Raw genomic sequence first — 18668 nt, 5'->3', positions numbered from 1 at the left:
AACTCGTTCTCCTCACTCCTTAAGGGTGAGGGAACGAGTTTTACTTTATTTTGATTTTGTGGGTTGAAGATATTTGTTTACCTTCGGGAGATTCTCTTCAGCGCAGATAATGGTGAGAACATCCTCTTGTTCAAACATAAAGTTGGGCCCAGGGGAGATATGTTCTTCATCACCACGAATCACCGAAAGGATCGTCGCATTGGTATGCTTCCAGAATTGTGTAGCAGCCACCGACTGACCAATAATTGGAGAGCCATGTTGTATGGTGACGCGATGCAGATCCATGCTGCTGTGAAGCTCTAATCCCATAGAATATTCTAATAGAATATCAAGGTAGTTATTTAGCTCTTTCTCAATCTCAAATTTTTGATGCTGGAGGTGATTGATTTTCTGGCGAATCTCATGGAGGTTCTGCTTCGCTTTATGCTGCTGAATGAAGAGATAAGCCCGCTGTGGTGACTCAATGAAGATCCCACTTTTTTCATACACTTTAACGACGCCCATTTCGCTGAGCAAGCTAATGGAACGTCGAATGGTTTCTGGGGAGACACTATATTGACTAGCCAGGGTGGAACGTCCCCGTACCTTCTCACCCACTTGTAACTCGCCTACATAGATACGCTGTGCAATATCCATGGCGATTTTCACATAACGTGGCATATCCATCGAATGATTCTCCTTTTTCCATTTTACATATTCTTAGCATAGGAGAATTGGAGTGAAACTGCAAATGTCCTCTTCATGATGTTCAATTCTGTTGCACTAGACCTTGCTGTTGCAGGAAATCCGTCGCAATTTGCCGTAAGTTCTCCTTTTCTACATCAGCACGATAATTTAATTCCTGCATGGTGAGATCATCAAGTACTCCTCCCAATTGCTCTAATAAGGGCTGTACTTCTGGATGTTGCTTGATGACCTCATCAGTGACAAGGGGGACTGCATAATAGGGTGGAAAATATTCTTGATCATCCTCAAGGATAATGAGGTTTAATTCCTTTAGCTTACCATCGGTGGCAAAGGCATCAATCACTTGAACATCGCCGTTCTCCACGGCATTATAGCGAAGGCCTGGATCGAGCACCTTAATCTCCTTAAATTCCATCTCATATAAGCTTTGCAAACCAGGTAAACCATCAGGACGATTCAGGATCTCAGCAGTAGCACCCATCACCAATTGATCAGAGATCTTTGCTAAATCAGAATAGGATTTTAATTGATATTGCGCAGCAAGCTCCTTTGGGACAGCCAGTGTATAGGTATTGTTAAATCCGAGAGGCTGAAGCCAGTGGATATTAAAACGCTTCTGATACTCGTCCTTAACTCGTTCATATACTTCATCTGTAGGAGGAATCTCACCATCAATTTTCAAGATATTCACATAGCCTGTTCCTGTATAATCCACATACATATCAATATCCCGATTTTTTAAGGCTTCGAAGGTAGGCATAGTACCTCCTAGCTCTCTTACATCGGTTTTTAAATCGGTATTCTCTTCAATGAGTACGGAAAGTAGCTGTGCCATGATCCGAGATTCCGTGAAATTTTTCTGAGCGATCATTATTCGATCATCATTATGATTAAACCACATGTATCCACCGCTTATGAGAAGAATTAGGGTGAGGGCAACGATAAGGAATCGCTTGCCCATTCCAGGTCGTAATACGAGATGACCAAAGGTGCGTACAGGGAACTTCGTCTCAATCAGTCCTAATAGATAATCTACCGTTAAGGCAAGGATGGTGGTAGGAATAGCACCAGCCATGATAATTCCCGGATCACTCATGGAGATCCCTGCAAAGATAAAGTCACCCAGACCTCCTGCTCCAATTAGAGCAGCAATGGTGGCTGTTCCAATATTAATTACGGTGGCGACACGAATTCCCCCCATCATGATGGGGAAGGCCAAGGGCAGGGAGACCATGAAAAGAATTTGCTTCGAGGTCATTCCCATTCCCCGAGCAGATTCGATGACAGCGGGGCTGACACTTTTTAAGCCAAGATAAGTATTTTTTATAATCGGTAAGAGTGCATAGAGGAAGAGTACGAAGACAGCGGGTCGATAACCAATCCCACCAATAATGGGAATGGGGATGATGAAACCGAATAGTGCGAGACTTGGAATCGTTTGAAACACATTCGCAATTCCGAGAATTAGCTGACCGGCTTTTTCATTCTTAGAAACGATAATTCCTAAGGGTACACCAACGATGATGGCGAGGAATACAGCGAGAAATGTAATCTCCATATGTTCAAGTGTTTTCATAACAACTTCCGGCAGGTTACTGATTAAATAATCGAAGAGCAAGGGCATCAAGTCCTTTCTATCATAAAAGTAATGAATGGTTATATTACGTTAATGAATGGGTAATAGGTCTGTAAGTGTACGTAACATATTGGCTCTCGTGATAACACCACAGAGGCGACCCTCATCATCAAGCACAGGGAGAACTGGATGTCTTTTTTGGCGCATTCGGTCTAGTGCATCTACTAGATTGTTATTTAGATGCAGTGGTGGAATTGTGTTTTTCATCAACATGTGTATGGCAATATGAGACTCTTGTCCATGTAATTCATGGGGGGTGATTTCACCAAGGAGCAAACCTTGCTCGTTGATAACTAGCAGATAGTCTAGACGCTTCTCGTGCATGAGGTGGATGGCTTCTTCCACGTTTTTCTCTGGTGTGATGGTTGGAAATTGCTTCGACATGATCTCTGATACTACAAGGAGTTCAGGCTGACGCCAGAGCCGATCACGTCCCACTAAGTCTTCAACAAAATGGTTGGCAGGCTTTAGTAGAATCTCTTCTGGTGTTCCAAATTGGAGCAGTTCGCCATCTTTCATAACACCGATGCGATCGGCTAATTTAATGGCTTCATCCATGTCGTGGGAGACCATCACAATCGTTGTATTTAATTCTTCATGGATACGGAGCATTTCATCATGTAGTTGCTCTCTTGTGATAGGATCCAGAGCAGAGAAAGGCTCATCCATTAAAATCAAATGAGGCCTTCCTGCCAAGGCCCGAGCAATTCCGATCCGTTGCTGTTGACCACCGCTAAGCTGATGGGGATAACGCTCATAATACTCCTTAGCAGGTAGGCCTACGAGATCCATCAGCTCTTCTGCACGAGCACGACGATCTTCAGCAGACCAATGCTTGAGCAATGGTACAATCTCAATGTTTTCACCTACAGTCATATGGGGGAACAATCCCACCTTCTGGATGACATAGCCGATACTACGACGTAGTTGAATGGGATTGATGGTAGAGATACTATGACCATTGATCAGGATTGTACCTGATGTTGGCTCAATCAGGCGATTGATCATCTTCATCGTCGTTGTTTTTCCACTACCACTCTCACCGATTAAGACGATGAACTCCCCTTCTTCAATGGTAAATGTGATGTTCCGTACGGCTAATTGTTCTTTGAATTTCTTCGATACCTCTTGAAATTGAATCATCTAATTTCCCTCCCTAGTAGAAAAAAGTGAATAAAAAAAACATACCGCAATCTGTATGTCAGCTAACAACCTATATGAATTCATGAGTTGCCTAAACTAACAACCTAATTATAACAAATGAGTTGCCAGTGTCAAGTTTTTTTCAAATATTCTTAACATATACGCCGAAGGTTCTAGTCATTATAAACCAGGCGAAGGAATTCACATGGAAATGGTGATTCTCCTTCCCTATACCCCCTTCATCGTGTAACAAATATAGCAACCTTAGCCCAAAGAGTAGCGATAGAGGAAATCACCTAGATAATCGATGCAAATAACGATTCTGTTACAGCCCCCCTTTTTTATTGCATGAAGGAAGGAGGACAGGGTACACTAAAAACGGTTCGAGTCAATTCGGTGGTGGAAAAATCCGATCATCGATAAGGATTGGCTAGGTGATCAAATGGAAAAGGCAAAACTGATTTTAAAAAGGTCGCTCAATTATCTTTTTCCCTTAGGTATCTTGCTTTTTATCTTTGATATGTTGAATACGTATCGTTGGGAAAAATATAATGATACGATCATCAACTACAGCATCGCCATTGTCTTCCTATTTATTGGCTGTATTATGCTCGCCATCAATTTGATTGATAAGAAGATGGGGAATGTCCCTATTAAAGTAAAAAAGAAATGTTGATTTAATAATCACAGAGCCTCCTAGAAGCTGATTAGTCAGCGGCTAGGGGGCTTTGTATGTTTCATGTTTCTGCTAGTGTTGAATTGAAAGGTAAAAACTTTGTAAATATTGGAGATTGTTGAATGTAATAGGTACCAGTTATTGTGAAGTTTTTATCCTGTTAAGATGAATTCATGATGATTCATTCGGAAATTATTAGAAGTAATGGACGGTTACCCTTAAAAATGGTCCAATATGACCAATTGTGTAATTAATGGCCAAATGGAAATTAGGATGTATTACTTATTTACGAATGACACGGGATCAAGTCACTATGGTCATAGGAGAAATTATACGAATCGGATTCAATACCAAGGGTAAAAATTTCGCTTATCTCTATCGGTTATCCTAGTATATTTTCATGGAAAGGATGCATAGAATAAGTTGTTGCTTTTAAAAAAGTGGCAGACCAGTACGGCTTTTAGGGAGGTAATGGGACGTTGAAAGTGGTCATTGTTGATGATCAAACACTCGTACGAAAAGGAATGCTCTCACTCCTCATACCACATTTTCCAAAAATCCATGTTGAAGAAGCTACTACTATGAAAGAAGCTCGCCAGCTGTTGCAACACTTTTGCCCAGATCTACTTGTAACTCGAATGTATGTAAAGGATGGGAATGCTCTTACATTGCTGAAGTATGTGAAGGGGAAAGGATTTCAAACCAAAGTGATCATCTTAAATAGTAAAGCGGATCTTTTGGATTTCCGTGATGCAAAAGAGGCGGGTGTGGATGGCTTTGTTCTAAAGACAGCCACACCAGAAGAACTGGTTACAGCGATTCAACTTGTATCGCAAGGAGGTAAGTATTACGATTCGCGCATTATGGAGTTGATGATGAATAGAGGGAAGATATCCGATTCTCTCAGTCGCTTGACCGTGAAGGAATTGGAAGTGCTAAAAGCGCTAGGAGAAGGATTATCCAATCGGGATATTGCCAGTCGTTTATACATTTCAGAGTATACAGTGAAGAAGCATGTGAGTCAGATCCTCGATAAGCTACAGGTAGCTGATCGAACCCAAGCTGCATTATATGCCAATATGAAAGGTATCGTTCGCTATCAGTATGAATACCAGCATCATTAAGCCAACATTTTTCCAGTATTATGAAAAAAGCTATGGTAGGGCACCATTTGGTTCCTATCATAGCTTTTTTGATCCTTTAATCGCTACGTGATCACCAACTACCACTTTTGTGTGAATTTGATGCTACTTTTGAATAGACTAGCCATCCTATAGGAGTAGCGAGAGTAACCTCCTGACGGATTTAGAAGAAGAATGAACCCGATATAATGGGTTTAGTCAATCAGACATAGCCAGATCAACTCACACGATGGAGGGGAATATGAACTCCTATTACAAAGAATTGAAGCGTTGGCGGAAGCGAATTGTGGCTTTTTTTGGCGTTGCTGGAGTTGCTTTACTACTAGCTCAGCTAAGTTCGAGCTCATTTGCCTTGTTGACCACTCATCATGAAGCAGATGCTGGGCAATTAAAAACGGCATTTGTTTTCCCATCGGTCCTGGAGGAAGAACTTGAGGAGAAGCGCTCAAAACTACAGGAATTGGAAAGAACAATATACTCCCAAGCTGATTTTCCAAGCATTACGACAAATGATGACGTGGAAGCGGGGGAGCGTGCGATCTCCTCGTTACGTGTGGTTGTGAGAGAAGCATATCTTTTACAAAGTGATGTGGATGCAATGGTTGTACGTTTTCACAGCTATGTTGAACGAGCGGAGGAAGAAGTAGAGCTTGATGATTCGCACTCAGCACATCGTCTGCTCCGAAATGTACGTGCAGTCGATGAGAGAGCGCAAGTGATTCAGAATGATGTGGATCAACTCGTGACTAGATTAGAACGTATGGCACTGGATTTTGAAGAGATGCTTAGTCTGGCGATCATCCGTTTGGAGGAAGAAGCCAAGAAAGCAGCAGAGTTGGAACAGCCACCATTGGAAGAGCAGCCACCTAGCGAGGAGCCTTCAGTCGGAGAACTACCTCCAGTAGAAGAACCTCCAGATGGTAAGATACCCCCAGAAGAAGAACCACCCATTGAGGAACCTCCTGTTGAGGAATCACCTCGTGAAGAACCGCCTGATGAATTAGGGAGTGATCCTACTCCTGAGTTAGGGATTGAACCAGTCCTACCACCTCCTGGTGAAGTACAGCCTCCAATCATCAATCCTATCGATGAAATGACCATTGACCCAAAGGAAGATGGTCAGGGAGATGAGGAGCAAATAGGTGAGAAACCAGATGATGATAATCTATTCGATGAACCGAAAGGAAATGGAGATGGATAGGGAGGGGAATTATGAATAGATGGTGGTCGTGGATTAAACGTGTCACTTTTTGGTTGTTTATTTTTCTGCTGATTACCATGGCAATTGAAGTAGGGTATTCCAAGATTACTGGGAGTGCTCCCCGCATTCTGGGACATGAAGTCATGTCAGTTCTCTCAGGCTCAATGGAACCCAGTATCCAAACAGGCTCCATAATTGCAATAAAAATGCATACCAATGAAACTGAATATGAATTAGGCGATGTGATCACCTTCCGTTCTGCAGATGACCCGAACATCCTGATTACCCATCGAATCATTGAAGTGAACGAGACGGAACAAGGAATTTATTATGTTACAAAAGGTGATAACAACGATGTCCCTGATCCCTCTCCAGTGGCACATGATAGGGTGGTGGGAAAATATGCCAACATAACTATCCCCTACATCGGGCAATTCCTCGCATTTATGAAGACAAAAGTCGGGATTTTTCTATTACTATTTATTCCAGGAATCTTCTTAGTTCTGAGTCAATTTTGGTCGATTTGGCGTCTCTTTACCAAAGAGGATAATAAGGAGAATGCTTCAGAGGAGCAAGAGAAATTAGCCAATTCTTAATCGTTATCAATTTTCACTCTGGAGAGGGAGGGTATTGTTAAGGGCCCAAATACTTCTCAACTCCAGGGGGAAAACCACAATACATTGAGTGTATATGTGAAAGGGGAATGGTTGAACGATGAATGTTAAGAAAAAAGTAGGTATGGCTTTAGCAACAACAGCATTAGGAACCATGCTAGTAGCAGGTAGTGTGTTCGCATTATTCACTGATGAAACAACGAATGCCAACAATACCTTTACTGCTGGAACAGTAGCTATTGAGGATGTGACAGGAGGTCCTGTTTTCCACCATACGCTGTACTACGATAACCTCGCACCTGGCGATCGTGAATCTGCAACCTTACGTGTCGAAAATAGAGGCACCTTGGACGCATGGGTAAAGGTAGATGATTACGCAGGAACTGGAGCCCTCTTTACTGGAGCAAATCCGCTTGAAATTAATATCTCAGGTGATGCTGTGAAGATTCCTGCAGGCGGCACTGCTGATTTCGCTGTGGAATACTATTTCCCCTTGGAAGCAGGCAATGAGTATCAAGGTGCAACTGGCACTGTAGATGTAGAGATCATTGCTGTGCAAGCACGCAATAACACCAATCCAGGTGGCACAGGTCCGATTAGCTGGAACTAATTCTTTCAACCTTGTTTAAAACCAATAATCAATGAAATAAGGGTGGGGTAACCCACCCTTTTTCTGGAGGTGCAACTTCATGAAGAAGAATAAGAAAAGCTTACTAGTGGTAATGGGCTTGATGCTTACTTTGGTTGTGGCAGTAGCTGGTGGGACTATGGCACTCTTTACGGATAATATTGTGAATGCCAATAATCACTTCCAAGCGGGTACAGTTATTCTCGGACATGAGCGAAATATGGGTGATACAGTTCCTGGTCCCGTGTTCTACTCTGCGGCGTCTGATCCAACTGGAAAATTCCCCTACGATACGACGCTGAACCCTTACGCACCACCTGGTGCTGAAGCCCTCGGAGGCTGGGCCCCTGGCGATAAGGCAACACGAGCGATGTACCTAATTAATGAAGGAAGTCTTGATATCAAAATCACCCAACTGAAAGCCAATGTAAATCCAGCTGGCCTCACATCAGGTCCAGCCTATGAAGAGTTTATTGAGAAGATGAATATTAAAGTACTCTATCCCGCTGCCAATATCGTACTGTATGATGGCTCATTAGAAGGTCTCCTCAATGGTTATGTAAATATCCCAACGATCTTAGCTGTAGCAGATGGTGGAGATGTCAATATCACCTTTGAAGCCGCTTTAGACATTAGCGGAAGCAATCAATTGCAAGGTGATACCTTTGTCTTTGATTTCACCTTCCATGCGGAGCAACTGCGCAATAATCCCTAAATTTTATCGAGCTTGATATCTGGTTTTAATAGTCTGAACTAGCTCATATTGAAGGACGGTTTTCTCTGAATAAGAGATGCCGTCCTTTTTCTCTTTGGTGAAGAGCGGGGAAGAATGAACAAAATGGAAATGAGGCAAGCTATTTAAGACAGAAGAGCATGAAGCGAGGTGAATGCGATGTTTGGACGACTATTATCACGAAAAAGAGGCAAGCAGCAGGGCTCTCAGCGTAATCAATCATCTCAGCAGGGAGGAATTCAAGGGAATCAAGGGAATCAAGAGAATCAAGAGAAAAGTAAGAATTCATCTGCTGCACAAGCGGAACTGGCGAGCAGCCTTCAGCAGAATCTTCAACAGCTTAAGAGCATTCTCGGAAATACACCAGATCTAGTGATGACCATGTTGAAGGATGGTACAGGGCAGGAGAAGGTGGGGGTTATCTATTTAGATGGATTGGTGGGAAAAGAGTACATCCATTACGTGATGAATGATATCTTCCGATACATCGACTCACTCAATCAAGGTGGTGCAGGTCAGGGGCAGTCCTCTGTTCAAAATCAAAGTCAAGCGGAATGTACTGAACAAAATCATGAGTATGAAAAAGGAGTACGTAAATGGAACAAACGAACGCGCAAGATTAAAAACCTTCGGCGTGACGGGGAGCAAAATGCAGAAAATGAGCAGGATGGAAAGCAGGAGAAACAAAAGAAAACAGGAGAAGATGGATCAGCTTCAACTCAGAGAAGTACCACGCAGCTTCAGCTAACCATAGCAGGAATCAAGCAGGTTACGCAATTCAACGAGCTAGTTCAAGAAGTATTAAATGGCAATACGGCAATCCTCATCGAAAATGATACGAATGCGTATCTTGCTCCCACCTCAGAAATGGAGCATCGAGCCGTAGAGATGCCCACAGCACAAAATGTGGTGCGTGGCCCCCATGAAGGCTTTACAGAGATGTTGGTTACCAACATGAGTCTTGTTCGCCGCCGCCTAAAAACACCAGATCTACGCTTTGAACTGTTGAAGGTTGGTCGTCTAACCCAGACCGATGTAGGAATTATCTACTTAAATAGTGTAGCGGAGCCTCAACTGGTTGATGATGTCCGTAAACGGATCAAGCAGATTGATATCGATGGCATTCTTGATAGTAGCTATATTGAAGAACTAATCATGGATCGATATTTTACAATTTTCCCAACCATTTTTAATACGGAACGTCCCGATACGGTGGTTGCCGGTTTGTTGGAAGGTCAAGTAGCCATCTTAGTGGATGGAACACCCTATGTCCTCTTGGCGCCTACCTTATTTATACAGTTCATTCAAGACGCGGAAGATTACTATACGATTGGTGACTATGGCTTTATCCGTTCTCTGCGTTTCATCGCATTCTTTATTTCCTTGCTATTTCCAGCTCTCTATGTTGCATTTACTACTTTTCATCAAGAGATGTTACCAACAACCCTCCTGATCAGTATTGCAGCACAACGGGAAGGTGTTCCCTTCCCTGCTGTGATTGAAGCCATCTTTATGCAGATCACCTTCGAGATCTTACGGGAAGCAGGGGTTCGAATGCCGGAGGCCATTGGTTCAGCCATCTCCATCGTGGGCGCTTTGGTTTTAGGTGAGGCTGCGGTAATGGCAGGGGTTATCTCGGCAGGGATGGTCATTGTGATCTCATTAACTGCGATCACAACCTTTATGATACCTTATTATGCCATGAGCTTCCCTATCCGTGTTTTACGATTTGGGTTTATCTTCTTATCCGCTACCTTTGGTCTATTTGGAATTGTAATGGGGTTATTGGCGACGTTTCTTCATCTCAGTCATCTCCGCTCGTTTGGGATACCCTATATGTCACCATTGGCTCCCATCAATCTTACTGACCAAAAGGATACCATCTTTCGGTTTCCCCTCTGGATGATGAATAAGCGTCCTCATAGCTATAATCGGAAGAACATCATTCGGCAGGGGCAAACATCGCATAGTCAAAATAAAAATTTACAAGGGAAGACAAAAGGAACGCAAGATCAAGAGAGGACAGGAGGTAGCGAAAATACGTAGAGGTATCTGGATAATACTCATTTTCTTAATAGTATCTCTAGGTCTTACTGGCTGCTGGAGCAGTAGAGAGCTCAATGAATTAGCCATTATTGTGGCAGCAGGATTGGATAAAAGTGATGATGAGGTTCTACTTTCACTTCAAGTGATTAGTCCAGGCGAAATCTCTCCCCAGCGTTCAGCAGCAGGACGAGCGCCCATCGTCACTTACCGAGGAACAGGGAAGACCGTCCTCGAAGCAGTGCGTGACATGACGAAGAAAATTCCCCGACGTAGTTATTGGTCGCACCTTCGGATCGTAATTATTGGGGAAGAGCTTGCGAAGGAAGATGGGGTGACGAAGGTTCTGGATTTTCTTGCTCGTGATCACGAGATTCGAGGCGATTTTTACATTGTGCTTTCTCATGGTGTTCGTGCTGAAGAGGTGCTTGGGGTCATGACACCCATCGATAAGATTCCTGCACAAAAGATGTTTGCATCATTAAAAACTTCAGCAGAATCTTGGGGTTCAACACAGACGGTTTATTTATCTGATCTAATCTCTGATTTGGTCAGTACTGAGAAGGGTACGACATTGAGCGGGATCCATTTTCAAGGTGACCTTTCTACAGGTGAAAAACGAGAAAATGTGGAGAGTAGTGATCCTGCAACCATTGTAGAATATGTAGGTTTGGGTGTTCTGAAAAAAGGGAAATTGATCGGATGGTTAAACCAAGAGGAGAGTAAAGGGATCACATTTGCAAAGGATCAAATGAAAAGTACGATTATTAGTGCCCCTTGCCCTAAGCAGGGAGTGATGGCAATGGAAGTGATTAAAGCAAGATCTACTGTAGATGTACAGTTAAAAGAAGGAAAGTTATCGGGAAAGATCCATGTGTATGCCGATGGTTCCATTGCGGAAACGGATTGTGCTATCGATCTTGCGAAATTATCCACCATTCACCAGGTAGAGAAAAGGATGGCAATGGAGATCATTAGGATGATTGAGTCATCGATAGGAGCAGCAAAAGGGTTAAAAGCCGATGTGATTGGCTTTAGTGATAAGACCTATAAGAAGTATCCTAAGTATTTCAAGGAGGTGAAGGAAGATTGGGATGAAATCTTCACAAAGATGGATGTGGAAGTAACCGCCGATGTACATTTACGTCGAACAGGCACAGAGGTCAATCCATTCTTGCAGGAGATGGGAGGTTCATAATGGGAACAAGCGTAATTATCCTAACAATCGCTGTGGTGTTGGCCTTGATCGAGGTTCCATTGCTAAAAAAGAAAGGGCATCAACGTGACATTCGCTTCTTCTATCTATTTTTAGGATTAGCAGTGGGGGTAAGCATTCTTGCAGCGAAACATACTCACTACTTTAATCCTTTAGAGCTGATTGTAAAAATCTATGAGCCCATTACGTCTCGAATTCTTGGCTGGCTCCAATAGGATGGTGAAAAGAGGATGGGAAAATGGAAAAAACATCGATCAATATTCGTCAGCTAACCATGCTCATCTTTATGTTTACTGTAGGGAGTTCCATTCTACTCACTCCAGCTTACATCACTACAGTAGCAAAACAAGATGCTTGGCTTGCAGGAATAATTACACTAGGTGCTGGTCTATTAGCGGTCTATCTCTTTATGCAATTGGCAATCGGTTTTCCGAATCAAACCATCGTGCAATTTACAAGAAAGTTGATGGGAAAATATATAGGGACTTTTTTTTCCTTCCTCTACCTGTTCTATCTCTATATTTTATCGGGGTTAATTCTAGAAAATATGGGTTTCTTCATGGTATCACAGATTATCCCTGAGACGCCTATCATAGCGATTTATACGCTTTTTTTGTTCATTTTGTTGCTTGCTTTGCGGTATGGAGTGGAGAGTGTTGCACGTACAACTGAACTATTCTTCCCGAGTTACTGCTCTGTGCTAATTATCCTCATCCTATTTGTCTTACCGGAGGTGGATTTGGAGAATATTAAGCCAGTGGTTGCTGAAGGAGTGAAACCGATCATTCATGGGAGCCTTCTCTTCTTCTCATTCCCATTCTGTGAGATCTCTGCCTTTCTTATATTTACGCCTCAAGTTCATGATCAGAAAAAATTGGCCTACGCATTCCTTTATGGAACATTTTTTGGTGGGCTCGTCTTGACTATTCTGATCTTTCTTTCCATTGCGGTTCTAGGACCAGATATAACGGCACGGAGTGCATATCCCACGTATCTATTAGCACAGAAGGTAAACATCGGGAATTTTTTAACGCGTGTTGAGGCACTTATTGCCATCATTTGGCTCATCGGACTGTTTATAAAGCTGTTTATCACTCTTCATGCAGTAGTAATCGGCTTAAAACAGCTCCTATCTCTAAAGTCTCAAAAGACGCTCACTTTCCCGCTTTCATTCTTACTGATTAGCTTCACTCTTCTCATGATACCGAGCCAAATGTATATCCAAAGCGTTAATCTTCATTATTTCTGGCTATTTGAGATTACATTGGGATTTTTTTATCCTCTAGTACTTTGGATTCTATTTCAATTTAGGAAGCGAAGTTCGAAACAAGGAGGAGGATAAAAATGATGGAGAAAATCAATATTCGTCAATTTACCCTACTTGTGATCATGCTCACCATCGGAAGCTCCATTCTCTTTGTTCCCTCATACTTAATCGGAACTGCCAGACAGGATGGTTGGCTTGCCGGCTTGTTAGGTCTTGGTATGGGAATGATGTTAGCTTATTTTTTTTCAACGATGATGCAGCGTTTCGGTGATCTAAGCATGATACAATTTATGCTCAAGATGCTTGGCCCATTTTGGGGGACCCTATTGACGATTCTTTACCTTTTTTATCTTTTTATTTTAAGTATCCTTGTTGCCAGTGATATGGGGACTTTTATCGTGACGCAAATAATGACTGAGACCCCCATTTGGGTAATTTATATCATCATGATACTTGTAGTACTCCTTGCCGTCAGCTATGGCATTGAAAGCATTGCCCGAACAATCGAGATGGTTTTTCCAGCTACGATGCTTCTTATCCTGTTGATGTTCGTCTTACTGCTTCCCCAAGTCCAAGGTGATCAGTTGCTACCTATATTAAATCAGGATATTAAGCCAGTTCTTTATGCAACCCTCAATTTCTATGCATTTCCATTTAATGATCTTGTGGTTCTCATGATGTTCTCTCCCTTTATTCATGATAAGGAGAAGGTGGGCAAAGCGATGGTAGTAGGATCTACTATCGGTGGAGTTGTTCTGATTTTGATCGCTTTATTCTCTCTCTTGGTGCTTGGCCCAGAATTTACTGCAATTAGTACATTTCCTACATATATGTTGGCCCAGAAAATTGTCATTGGAGAGTATTTGACTCGGATCGAGGTAGCCATTGGAGCGACTTGGATGCTATCTGTTTTTATAAAGCTTACTTTAGCCATGTATGCATGTTTCTTAGGAATAAGTCAGCTTTTCAAGTTGCAACGAATTGAGACAGCTAGCCTTCCGCTATCTATTTTGCTTGTAACAATAATACCGATTGCAGTTCCGAGTATTGCATATTTACTTAACTTTTCCCGTAATTATTGGTGGCCCTATGTAATTACAATGGGAACGGTTCTGCCACTTCTTCTCTATGGGATTGCACATCTGAAGAGTAAACAAGTGTAACCATAATCAATTATCTGTGGTCCTTTTATATAATATGTCTAGTGAGGAGGGGAACAGTCAATTGATCAATATACGTCAATTTACGATTCTTGTCCTCTTTTTTACTACAGGAAGCTCGATCCTTTTTGCACCATCTGTTTTGATAGGCATGGCAGAGCAGGATGGCTGGATAGCTGGTCTCTTGGCATTCAGTCTTAGTCTCCTTATGGTTTGTCTATATGGCTACTTGAATAAAAAAATAAGTAACGCAGGATTGATTGAGGCGATGCTTACGGGTTTTGGACCGTTTTTTGGTAGTTTTTTCACCATACAATATTTGTTCTACTTCTTTATTCTATCAGCATTAGCTCTCAATGATATGGGGGTCTTCATGCTAACAGAGATAACCCCTGAGACGCCAATCTATGCAATTTATCTAATTTTTATGTTGGTTATACTCCTTGCCATAACATATGGGATCGAGAGTCTTGCTCGAACAGCGGAGCTCTTTTTACCAGGTGTATTAACCTTGTTAATTTTGCTTTTTCTTTTTTTACTTCCTGAGGTTAAGCTGGATGAAATGCTCCCAATGCTAGAGAATGACATGAAGTCAATTCTACATGCAACACTTAATTTTTTTGCTTTTCCCTTCTTGGAACTAATTGTTCTTCTCTCTATTACACCTTTTGTTCATAATAATAAAAAAGTTACAAAAGCGCTGATGATTGGAACAGCTATTGGAGGTTTTATCTTACTCCTCTTTACTTTCTTTGCGATCTGGGTAATGGGACCTGGTGAGACAGGAAGCGTAAATTTCCCTAGCTATCGATTGGCACAACATATTGTCATTGGGAACATTGCAACCCGTGTGGAGGTAGTCATTGCGGTAATCTGGGTGATTAGTCTATTTATTAAATTAACATTATGCTTTTTCGCTCTTCTCCAAGGGATTAAGCAGATTCTAGGTATGCAGTCAATTCATGCTCTTCGTTTTCCGATTGCAATGCTTCTTATTGTACTTAGCCCTGTGATGTTTCCTAACTATACCTACCTGCTCTTTTTCACGCAGGAGATCTTTTGGGCTTATTCATCTACCTACGGAATTATTATCCCACTCCTCTTGCTGATTGCGATGAGTTGGAAGCAGGGGAAGAATGGAGAAGAAGAAGGTGAAACAGGAAAGAAGGATGTACGTATAGAGTAGTAAGACCAAAAAGTGGAGGAGTGTGAGAAATGAATAGAAAAAAATTTATCTCCGATGAACATGTGCAGCTGAGACGGGTTTTGCGTGTTGTTGGTCCGATCCTACTCATTACAGGTATCATCATATTAATTAGGCATTTTATGAATCCCTTTGGATTTGATCCATTTACTGATGATGGCTTCCGTAATCCTTTACGTAATTTTATCATCGGGGGGTTTCTAACACTGATTGGGTTAGGAATGACACAGTTTGCTTACATGGGAGCAATCGCTCGTTACAAAGCTCGGGAAATGTCTCCGGTTGCGAAGGATGCTTTCAATTATGTGGCAGATGAGGGCAAGGAAGGCGTAAAACAGGTGGCGAAAGCGATTCATGCAGGATTGAAAGAATCTTCAGCTGATCAAGGAGAAATAGGAGTTATCTGCCCACAGTGTGAGATTGTGAATGAGGGGGATGCTCGATTTTGTAAGGCTTGTGGTAGTACCCTACCAGAGAAGCGCTTCTGTCCTCAATGCGGTGAAGAGGTGGCACTAGATGCCCGCTTCTGCGATCATTGTGGAACATCATTAGAGGATTAGCATATCCTATAAGGCTCCCCGTACTAAGGGAGCTTCTTTACAAGCACGAAATGAGTGAGTAATCACTTTGTTTTTATGCGAGAATTTGGTATGCTTAAGGTGTACAATAAATCGAATATCTTAATGTCAGGCTCTCAGATAAGGTGAGGTGCAAAGATGAGTGAAAATGATGTGATTCGCTTGGAAAGGGTTTATAAAAGCTTTGGAAAGAAGGACGTGATTACTGCTTGTACGCTTTCTATTGAGGGAGGGAGAATCGTAGGGATCTTAGGCCCCTCAGGGGCAGGGAAAACCACGCTAATCCGTATGATCGTGGGCCTTGAACGCCCAACCCAGGGAAGGGTGGCTGTATTCGGCACACCGATGCCTAATCTCCCTCTTATGCAGGAGATAGGGTATATGGCGCAATCAGATGCCTTGTATCAAGAATTAAGTGCATGGGAAAACTTGCAGTTCTATGCTGCCTTATACCAGATTCCGAAAGGATTACGGAAAGATCGAATTCGAGAAGTAATGGAATGGGTGGGATTGCAGGGGGAGTTAAAAAAATTGGTGGGTCATTACTCTGGTGGAATGAAACGTCGACTCTCGCTTGCCATAAGTTTGTTGCACCATCCTAAACTCTTAATTTTAGATGAGCCCACGGTGGGTATTGATCCTGTCTTGCGAAGAGCGATTTGGCAGAAACTTCAACAATTACGGGATGCTGGAACAACCATTTTAATTACAACGCATGTGATGGATGAAGCGGAATATTGTGATGAATTAGCACTCTTAAGAGAAGGAAGACTACTAGTCTATGGTACACTTCAGCAATTGAAGGAGAGTACGGGTAGTTTTAATGTGGAGGATGTTTTTCTCCATTATGAAGAATGTATGCAAGGAGGGGAAGTATGATGAGAATCAGTGCGATCATTGTACGAGTGATTCGGCAATTTTTACGGGATCGCAGAAGCTTAGCCTTGCTACTCCTTGCGCCAATTTTAGTATTATGGCTCATGGATCAAGTGTTTGGTGGTGCGCTATATCAGCCCAAAATTGCTGTGCTCCAAGTACCAGAAGTTATGGAAGAACGGCTAGAGAAGAATGGAGCAGAAATATTATCTTATAATCAGGAAGAGGAGGCTAATCTGGCTCTAGAAGAGGGGGAGTTGGACGCCATACTGATTGGCTCTGAGGTAGGTGCTCCACGTCTCATCCTCGAGGGGAGTGATCCAGGTAAGGGGAATCGGATTATCCAGATGCTCCAGATGAGCTTTGAGGGGATGACGCATGCGCCTTTAATTAAACCAGAGATTCATTATTACTATGGCTCTGCTGAGATGAGCTTATTTGATAATATCGGCCCGGTACTCCTAGGCTTTTTCGCATTTTTCTTTGTTTTTCTTCTATCGGGTGTCTCCTTGTTACGTGAGCGAACCACAGGAACCCTTGAACGTATTCTTGCCACTCCTTTAAAACGGTGGGAGCTGGTTGTTGGCTATCTAGGAGGATTTGGCTTCTTTGCCATCATCCAGTCCTTTCTCATCACTTGGTTTGCCATTGAAGTCATTGATATGATGCAGGTTGGTTCAATCTTCTATGTATTATTGGTTATTCTTCTCATCGCAATGAGTGCTTTAGCCCTGGGTACTTTTCTTTCAACCTTTGCCAATAATGAACTACAAATGATTCAGTTCATTCCCATCGTAATTGTTCCCCAGATCTTTTTCTCTGGATTATTTGCAACGGAGACCATGGCACCATGGTTACAAGGACTTGGTAAGGCCATGCCATTAACCTATGGAGCTGAAGCCCTTCGTAACATTATGCTCCGTGGGAAAGGGTGGGATGCAATACAGTGGGACGTGCTAATTCTTCTATTATTTACCCTCATCTTTATGTTTGCGAATATTTTTGCCCTGCGAAAACATCGGGCACAATAATCAAAACGAATAGATTAATAATCCAGCATAGAAAACTGAACTAGAAGTAAAGGAGTAACGGAAATGACTGAAGTTAATGATAAGCAACAACAAGTTTGGATCAATGAAATTTTACACCTATGCTCAGAAGAGGAGCATTTAACAGAGAAACAGAGTAAAATCTTAGCAGCAGCCATTAAAACGTTTGCTGAGAAGGGATACGCTACCAGCTCAACAAGTGAGATTGCGAAAAAAGCAGGAGTGGCGGAAGGAACGATTTTTCGCCATTATAAAACAAAGAAGGATTTGCTCATCTCTATCGTCAGGCCAGTGATGACACAGTTAGTCCGCCCCTTTATTATGAAGGATATGCAAAAATTCTTGGATACAAAATACGAGACCTTTGAAGAATTCTTACGGGCGATGGTGCGTAATCGTCAGCAATTTGTCCAACGCTATCGTCCCGTACTAAAAATTTTTATGCAGGAGATTGCTTTCCATGAAGAATTACAAGCGCAGTATAAACAGTATATTGCCGATCAGCTGGTGGAGCGCATGCATGAGGTGATTGATTATTACAGAGAAAAGGGGCAAATCATTACATGGCCTACTGAATCCGTATTGCGTTTGCTTGCATCAACCATCATTGGACACTTTATTGTCCGTTATTGGTTAGCACCTAATGTGCCTTGGGATGATGAAGCAGAACTAGAGCGTACGGTACAGTTTATTTTACATGGGCTGAATGTATATAATGACAGTAATAGTATTATTTATCCATTAACGTGAAAGGGTGTGATTGAGCAGTGCAATCCACGGAAGCTCAAGTGAAGTTAGCCACCTTTGCTGGAGGC

General features: G+C 42.3%; 19 protein-coding genes. 16 read left to right on the top strand and 3 right to left on the bottom strand.

The window, feature by feature from the left end; all coding sequences use genetic code 11:
* Positions 1–45: 45 nt before the first annotated feature.
* From BN1691_RS02855 to BN1691_RS02845, 3 genes are all read right to left on the bottom strand, one after another.
* Positions 46–666, bottom strand: a complete 621-nt coding sequence (locus BN1691_RS02855) for a GntR family transcriptional regulator (protein ID WP_048600745.1) — start codon at positions 664–666, stop codon at positions 46–48.
* A gap of 82 nt (positions 667–748) precedes the next feature.
* On the bottom strand, positions 749–2263 hold the full coding sequence (locus BN1691_RS02850; protein ID WP_187116846.1) for an ABC transporter permease/substrate-binding protein: 1515 nt from the start codon (positions 2261–2263) through the stop codon (positions 749–751).
* A 90-nt stretch (positions 2264–2353) separates the two neighbouring features.
* Positions 2354–3466, bottom strand: coding sequence for a betaine/proline/choline family ABC transporter ATP-binding protein (locus BN1691_RS02845; RefSeq protein WP_048600743.1), 1113 nt, complete (start codon positions 3464–3466; stop codon positions 2354–2356).
* A 442-nt stretch (positions 3467–3908) separates the two neighbouring features.
* Between BN1691_RS02845 and BN1691_RS02840 the strand changes: the two genes are divergently transcribed.
* From BN1691_RS02840 to BN1691_RS02765, 16 genes are all read left to right on the top strand, one after another.
* The gene (locus BN1691_RS02840; protein WP_048600742.1) at positions 3909–4142 is read left to right on the top strand and encodes a hypothetical protein; all 234 of its coding nucleotides are present in this window, start codon (positions 3909–3911) and stop codon (positions 4140–4142) included.
* Between the two features lie 485 nt (positions 4143–4627).
* Complete coding sequence (locus BN1691_RS02835; protein ID WP_315969537.1) at positions 4628–5266, top strand: LuxR C-terminal-related transcriptional regulator; 639 nt, start codon at positions 4628–4630, stop codon at positions 5264–5266.
* 259 nt (positions 5267–5525) lie between these two features.
* Positions 5526–6485, top strand: coding sequence for a hypothetical protein (locus tag BN1691_RS13825; protein ID WP_053083689.1), 960 nt, complete (start codon positions 5526–5528; stop codon positions 6483–6485).
* Positions 6486–6496: 11 nt separating this feature from the next.
* Positions 6497–7081, top strand: coding sequence for a signal peptidase I (locus BN1691_RS02825; protein ID WP_048600740.1), 585 nt, complete (start codon positions 6497–6499; stop codon positions 7079–7081).
* Between the two features lie 118 nt (positions 7082–7199).
* A complete protein-coding gene (locus BN1691_RS02820) occupies positions 7200–7709 on the top strand; it encodes a TasA family protein (RefSeq protein WP_048600739.1) in 510 nt (169 codons plus the stop codon).
* Positions 7710–7788: 79 nt separating this feature from the next.
* Positions 7789–8442 carry a M73 family metallopeptidase gene (locus BN1691_RS02815; RefSeq protein ID WP_048600738.1) on the top strand — a complete coding sequence of 218 codons (654 nt, stop codon included), beginning with the start codon at positions 7789–7791 and terminating at the stop codon, positions 8440–8442.
* Positions 8443–8619: 177 nt separating this feature from the next.
* Complete coding sequence (locus BN1691_RS13820; RefSeq protein ID WP_053083688.1) at positions 8620–10506, top strand: spore germination protein; 1887 nt, start codon at positions 8620–8622, stop codon at positions 10504–10506.
* Entirely contained in the window at positions 10388–11701 is a 1314-nt protein-coding gene (locus tag BN1691_RS02805; protein ID WP_315969536.1) for a Ger(x)C family spore germination protein, read from the top strand. Before BN1691_RS13820 ends, BN1691_RS02805 begins: the two co-directional genes overlap by 119 nt.
* Positions 11701–11934, top strand: coding sequence for a hypothetical protein (locus tag BN1691_RS02800; RefSeq protein ID WP_048600736.1), 234 nt, complete (start codon positions 11701–11703; stop codon positions 11932–11934). The genes BN1691_RS02805 and BN1691_RS02800 overlap by 1 nt, the downstream gene beginning before the upstream one ends.
* Positions 11935–11957: 23 nt before the next feature.
* Positions 11958–13061, top strand: coding sequence for a GerAB/ArcD/ProY family transporter (locus BN1691_RS02795; protein ID WP_048600735.1), 1104 nt, complete (start codon positions 11958–11960; stop codon positions 13059–13061).
* Between the two features lie 2 nt (positions 13062–13063).
* Positions 13064–14149 carry a GerAB/ArcD/ProY family transporter gene (locus tag BN1691_RS02790; protein ID WP_048600734.1) on the top strand — a complete coding sequence of 362 codons (1086 nt, stop codon included), beginning with the start codon at positions 13064–13066 and terminating at the stop codon, positions 14147–14149.
* Positions 14150–14210: 61 nt separating this feature from the next.
* A complete protein-coding gene (locus BN1691_RS02785; RefSeq protein ID WP_048600733.1) occupies positions 14211–15332 on the top strand; it encodes a GerAB/ArcD/ProY family transporter in 1122 nt (373 codons plus the stop codon).
* Between the two features lie 29 nt (positions 15333–15361).
* Positions 15362–15910 carry a zinc ribbon domain-containing protein gene (locus BN1691_RS02780; protein ID WP_048600732.1) on the top strand — a complete coding sequence of 183 codons (549 nt, stop codon included), beginning with the start codon at positions 15362–15364 and terminating at the stop codon, positions 15908–15910.
* Between the two features lie 156 nt (positions 15911–16066).
* A complete protein-coding gene (locus BN1691_RS02775; RefSeq protein WP_048600731.1) occupies positions 16067–16807 on the top strand; it encodes an ABC transporter ATP-binding protein in 741 nt (246 codons plus the stop codon).
* The gene (locus BN1691_RS02770) at positions 16807–17835 is read left to right on the top strand and encodes an ABC transporter permease (protein ID WP_048601159.1); all 1029 of its coding nucleotides are present in this window, start codon (positions 16807–16809) and stop codon (positions 17833–17835) included. Before BN1691_RS02775 ends, BN1691_RS02770 begins: the two co-directional genes overlap by 1 nt.
* A 63-nt stretch (positions 17836–17898) precedes the next feature.
* Positions 17899–18603: a TetR/AcrR family transcriptional regulator gene (locus tag BN1691_RS02765; protein WP_082146971.1), complete on the top strand. Its 705-nt coding sequence runs from the start codon at positions 17899–17901 to the stop codon at positions 18601–18603.
* The last annotated feature ends 65 nt before the right edge of the window (positions 18604–18668 follow it).

The sequence above is a fragment of the Rubeoparvulum massiliense genome (genome assembly GCF_001049895.1).
Taxonomy (GTDB): Bacteria; Bacillota; Bacilli; order Rubeoparvulales; family Rubeoparvulaceae; genus Rubeoparvulum; species Rubeoparvulum massiliense.
The sequence above is the reverse complement of the archived record's forward strand: the minus strand, read 5'-3'. Positions and strand labels throughout refer to the sequence as shown.

Coding starts and splice junctions, on each gene's coding strand:
- BN1691_RS02855 (WP_048600745.1), bottom strand. CDS start 666: ATGGATATGCCACGTTATGTGAAAATCGCCATGGATATTGCACAGCGT.
- BN1691_RS02790 (WP_048600734.1), top strand. CDS start 13,064: ATGATGGAGAAAATCAATATTCGTCAATTTACCCTACTTGTGATCATG.
- BN1691_RS02765 (WP_082146971.1), top strand. CDS start 17,899: ATGACTGAAGTTAATGATAAGCAACAACAAGTTTGGATCAATGAAATT.
- BN1691_RS02845 (WP_048600743.1), bottom strand. CDS start 3,466: ATGATTCAATTTCAAGAGGTATCGAAGAAATTCAAAGAACAATTAGCC.
- BN1691_RS02770 (WP_048601159.1), top strand. CDS start 16,807: ATGAGAATCAGTGCGATCATTGTACGAGTGATTCGGCAATTTTTACGG.
- BN1691_RS02850 (WP_187116846.1), bottom strand. CDS start 2,263: ATGAAAACACTTGAACATATGGAGATTACATTTCTCGCTGTATTCCTC.
- BN1691_RS02795 (WP_048600735.1), top strand. CDS start 11,958: ATGGAAAAAACATCGATCAATATTCGTCAGCTAACCATGCTCATCTTT.
- BN1691_RS02775 (WP_048600731.1), top strand. CDS start 16,067: ATGAGTGAAAATGATGTGATTCGCTTGGAAAGGGTTTATAAAAGCTTT.
- BN1691_RS02820 (WP_048600739.1), top strand. CDS start 7,200: ATGAATGTTAAGAAAAAAGTAGGTATGGCTTTAGCAACAACAGCATTA.
- BN1691_RS02800 (WP_048600736.1), top strand. CDS start 11,701: ATGGGAACAAGCGTAATTATCCTAACAATCGCTGTGGTGTTGGCCTTG.
- BN1691_RS13820 (WP_053083688.1), top strand. CDS start 8,620: ATGTTTGGACGACTATTATCACGAAAAAGAGGCAAGCAGCAGGGCTCT.
- BN1691_RS02840 (WP_048600742.1), top strand. CDS start 3,909: ATGGAAAAGGCAAAACTGATTTTAAAAAGGTCGCTCAATTATCTTTTT.
- BN1691_RS02815 (WP_048600738.1), top strand. CDS start 7,789: ATGAAGAAGAATAAGAAAAGCTTACTAGTGGTAATGGGCTTGATGCTT.
- BN1691_RS02780 (WP_048600732.1), top strand. CDS start 15,362: ATGAATAGAAAAAAATTTATCTCCGATGAACATGTGCAGCTGAGACGG.
- BN1691_RS02825 (WP_048600740.1), top strand. CDS start 6,497: ATGAATAGATGGTGGTCGTGGATTAAACGTGTCACTTTTTGGTTGTTT.
- BN1691_RS13825 (WP_053083689.1), top strand. CDS start 5,526: ATGAACTCCTATTACAAAGAATTGAAGCGTTGGCGGAAGCGAATTGTG.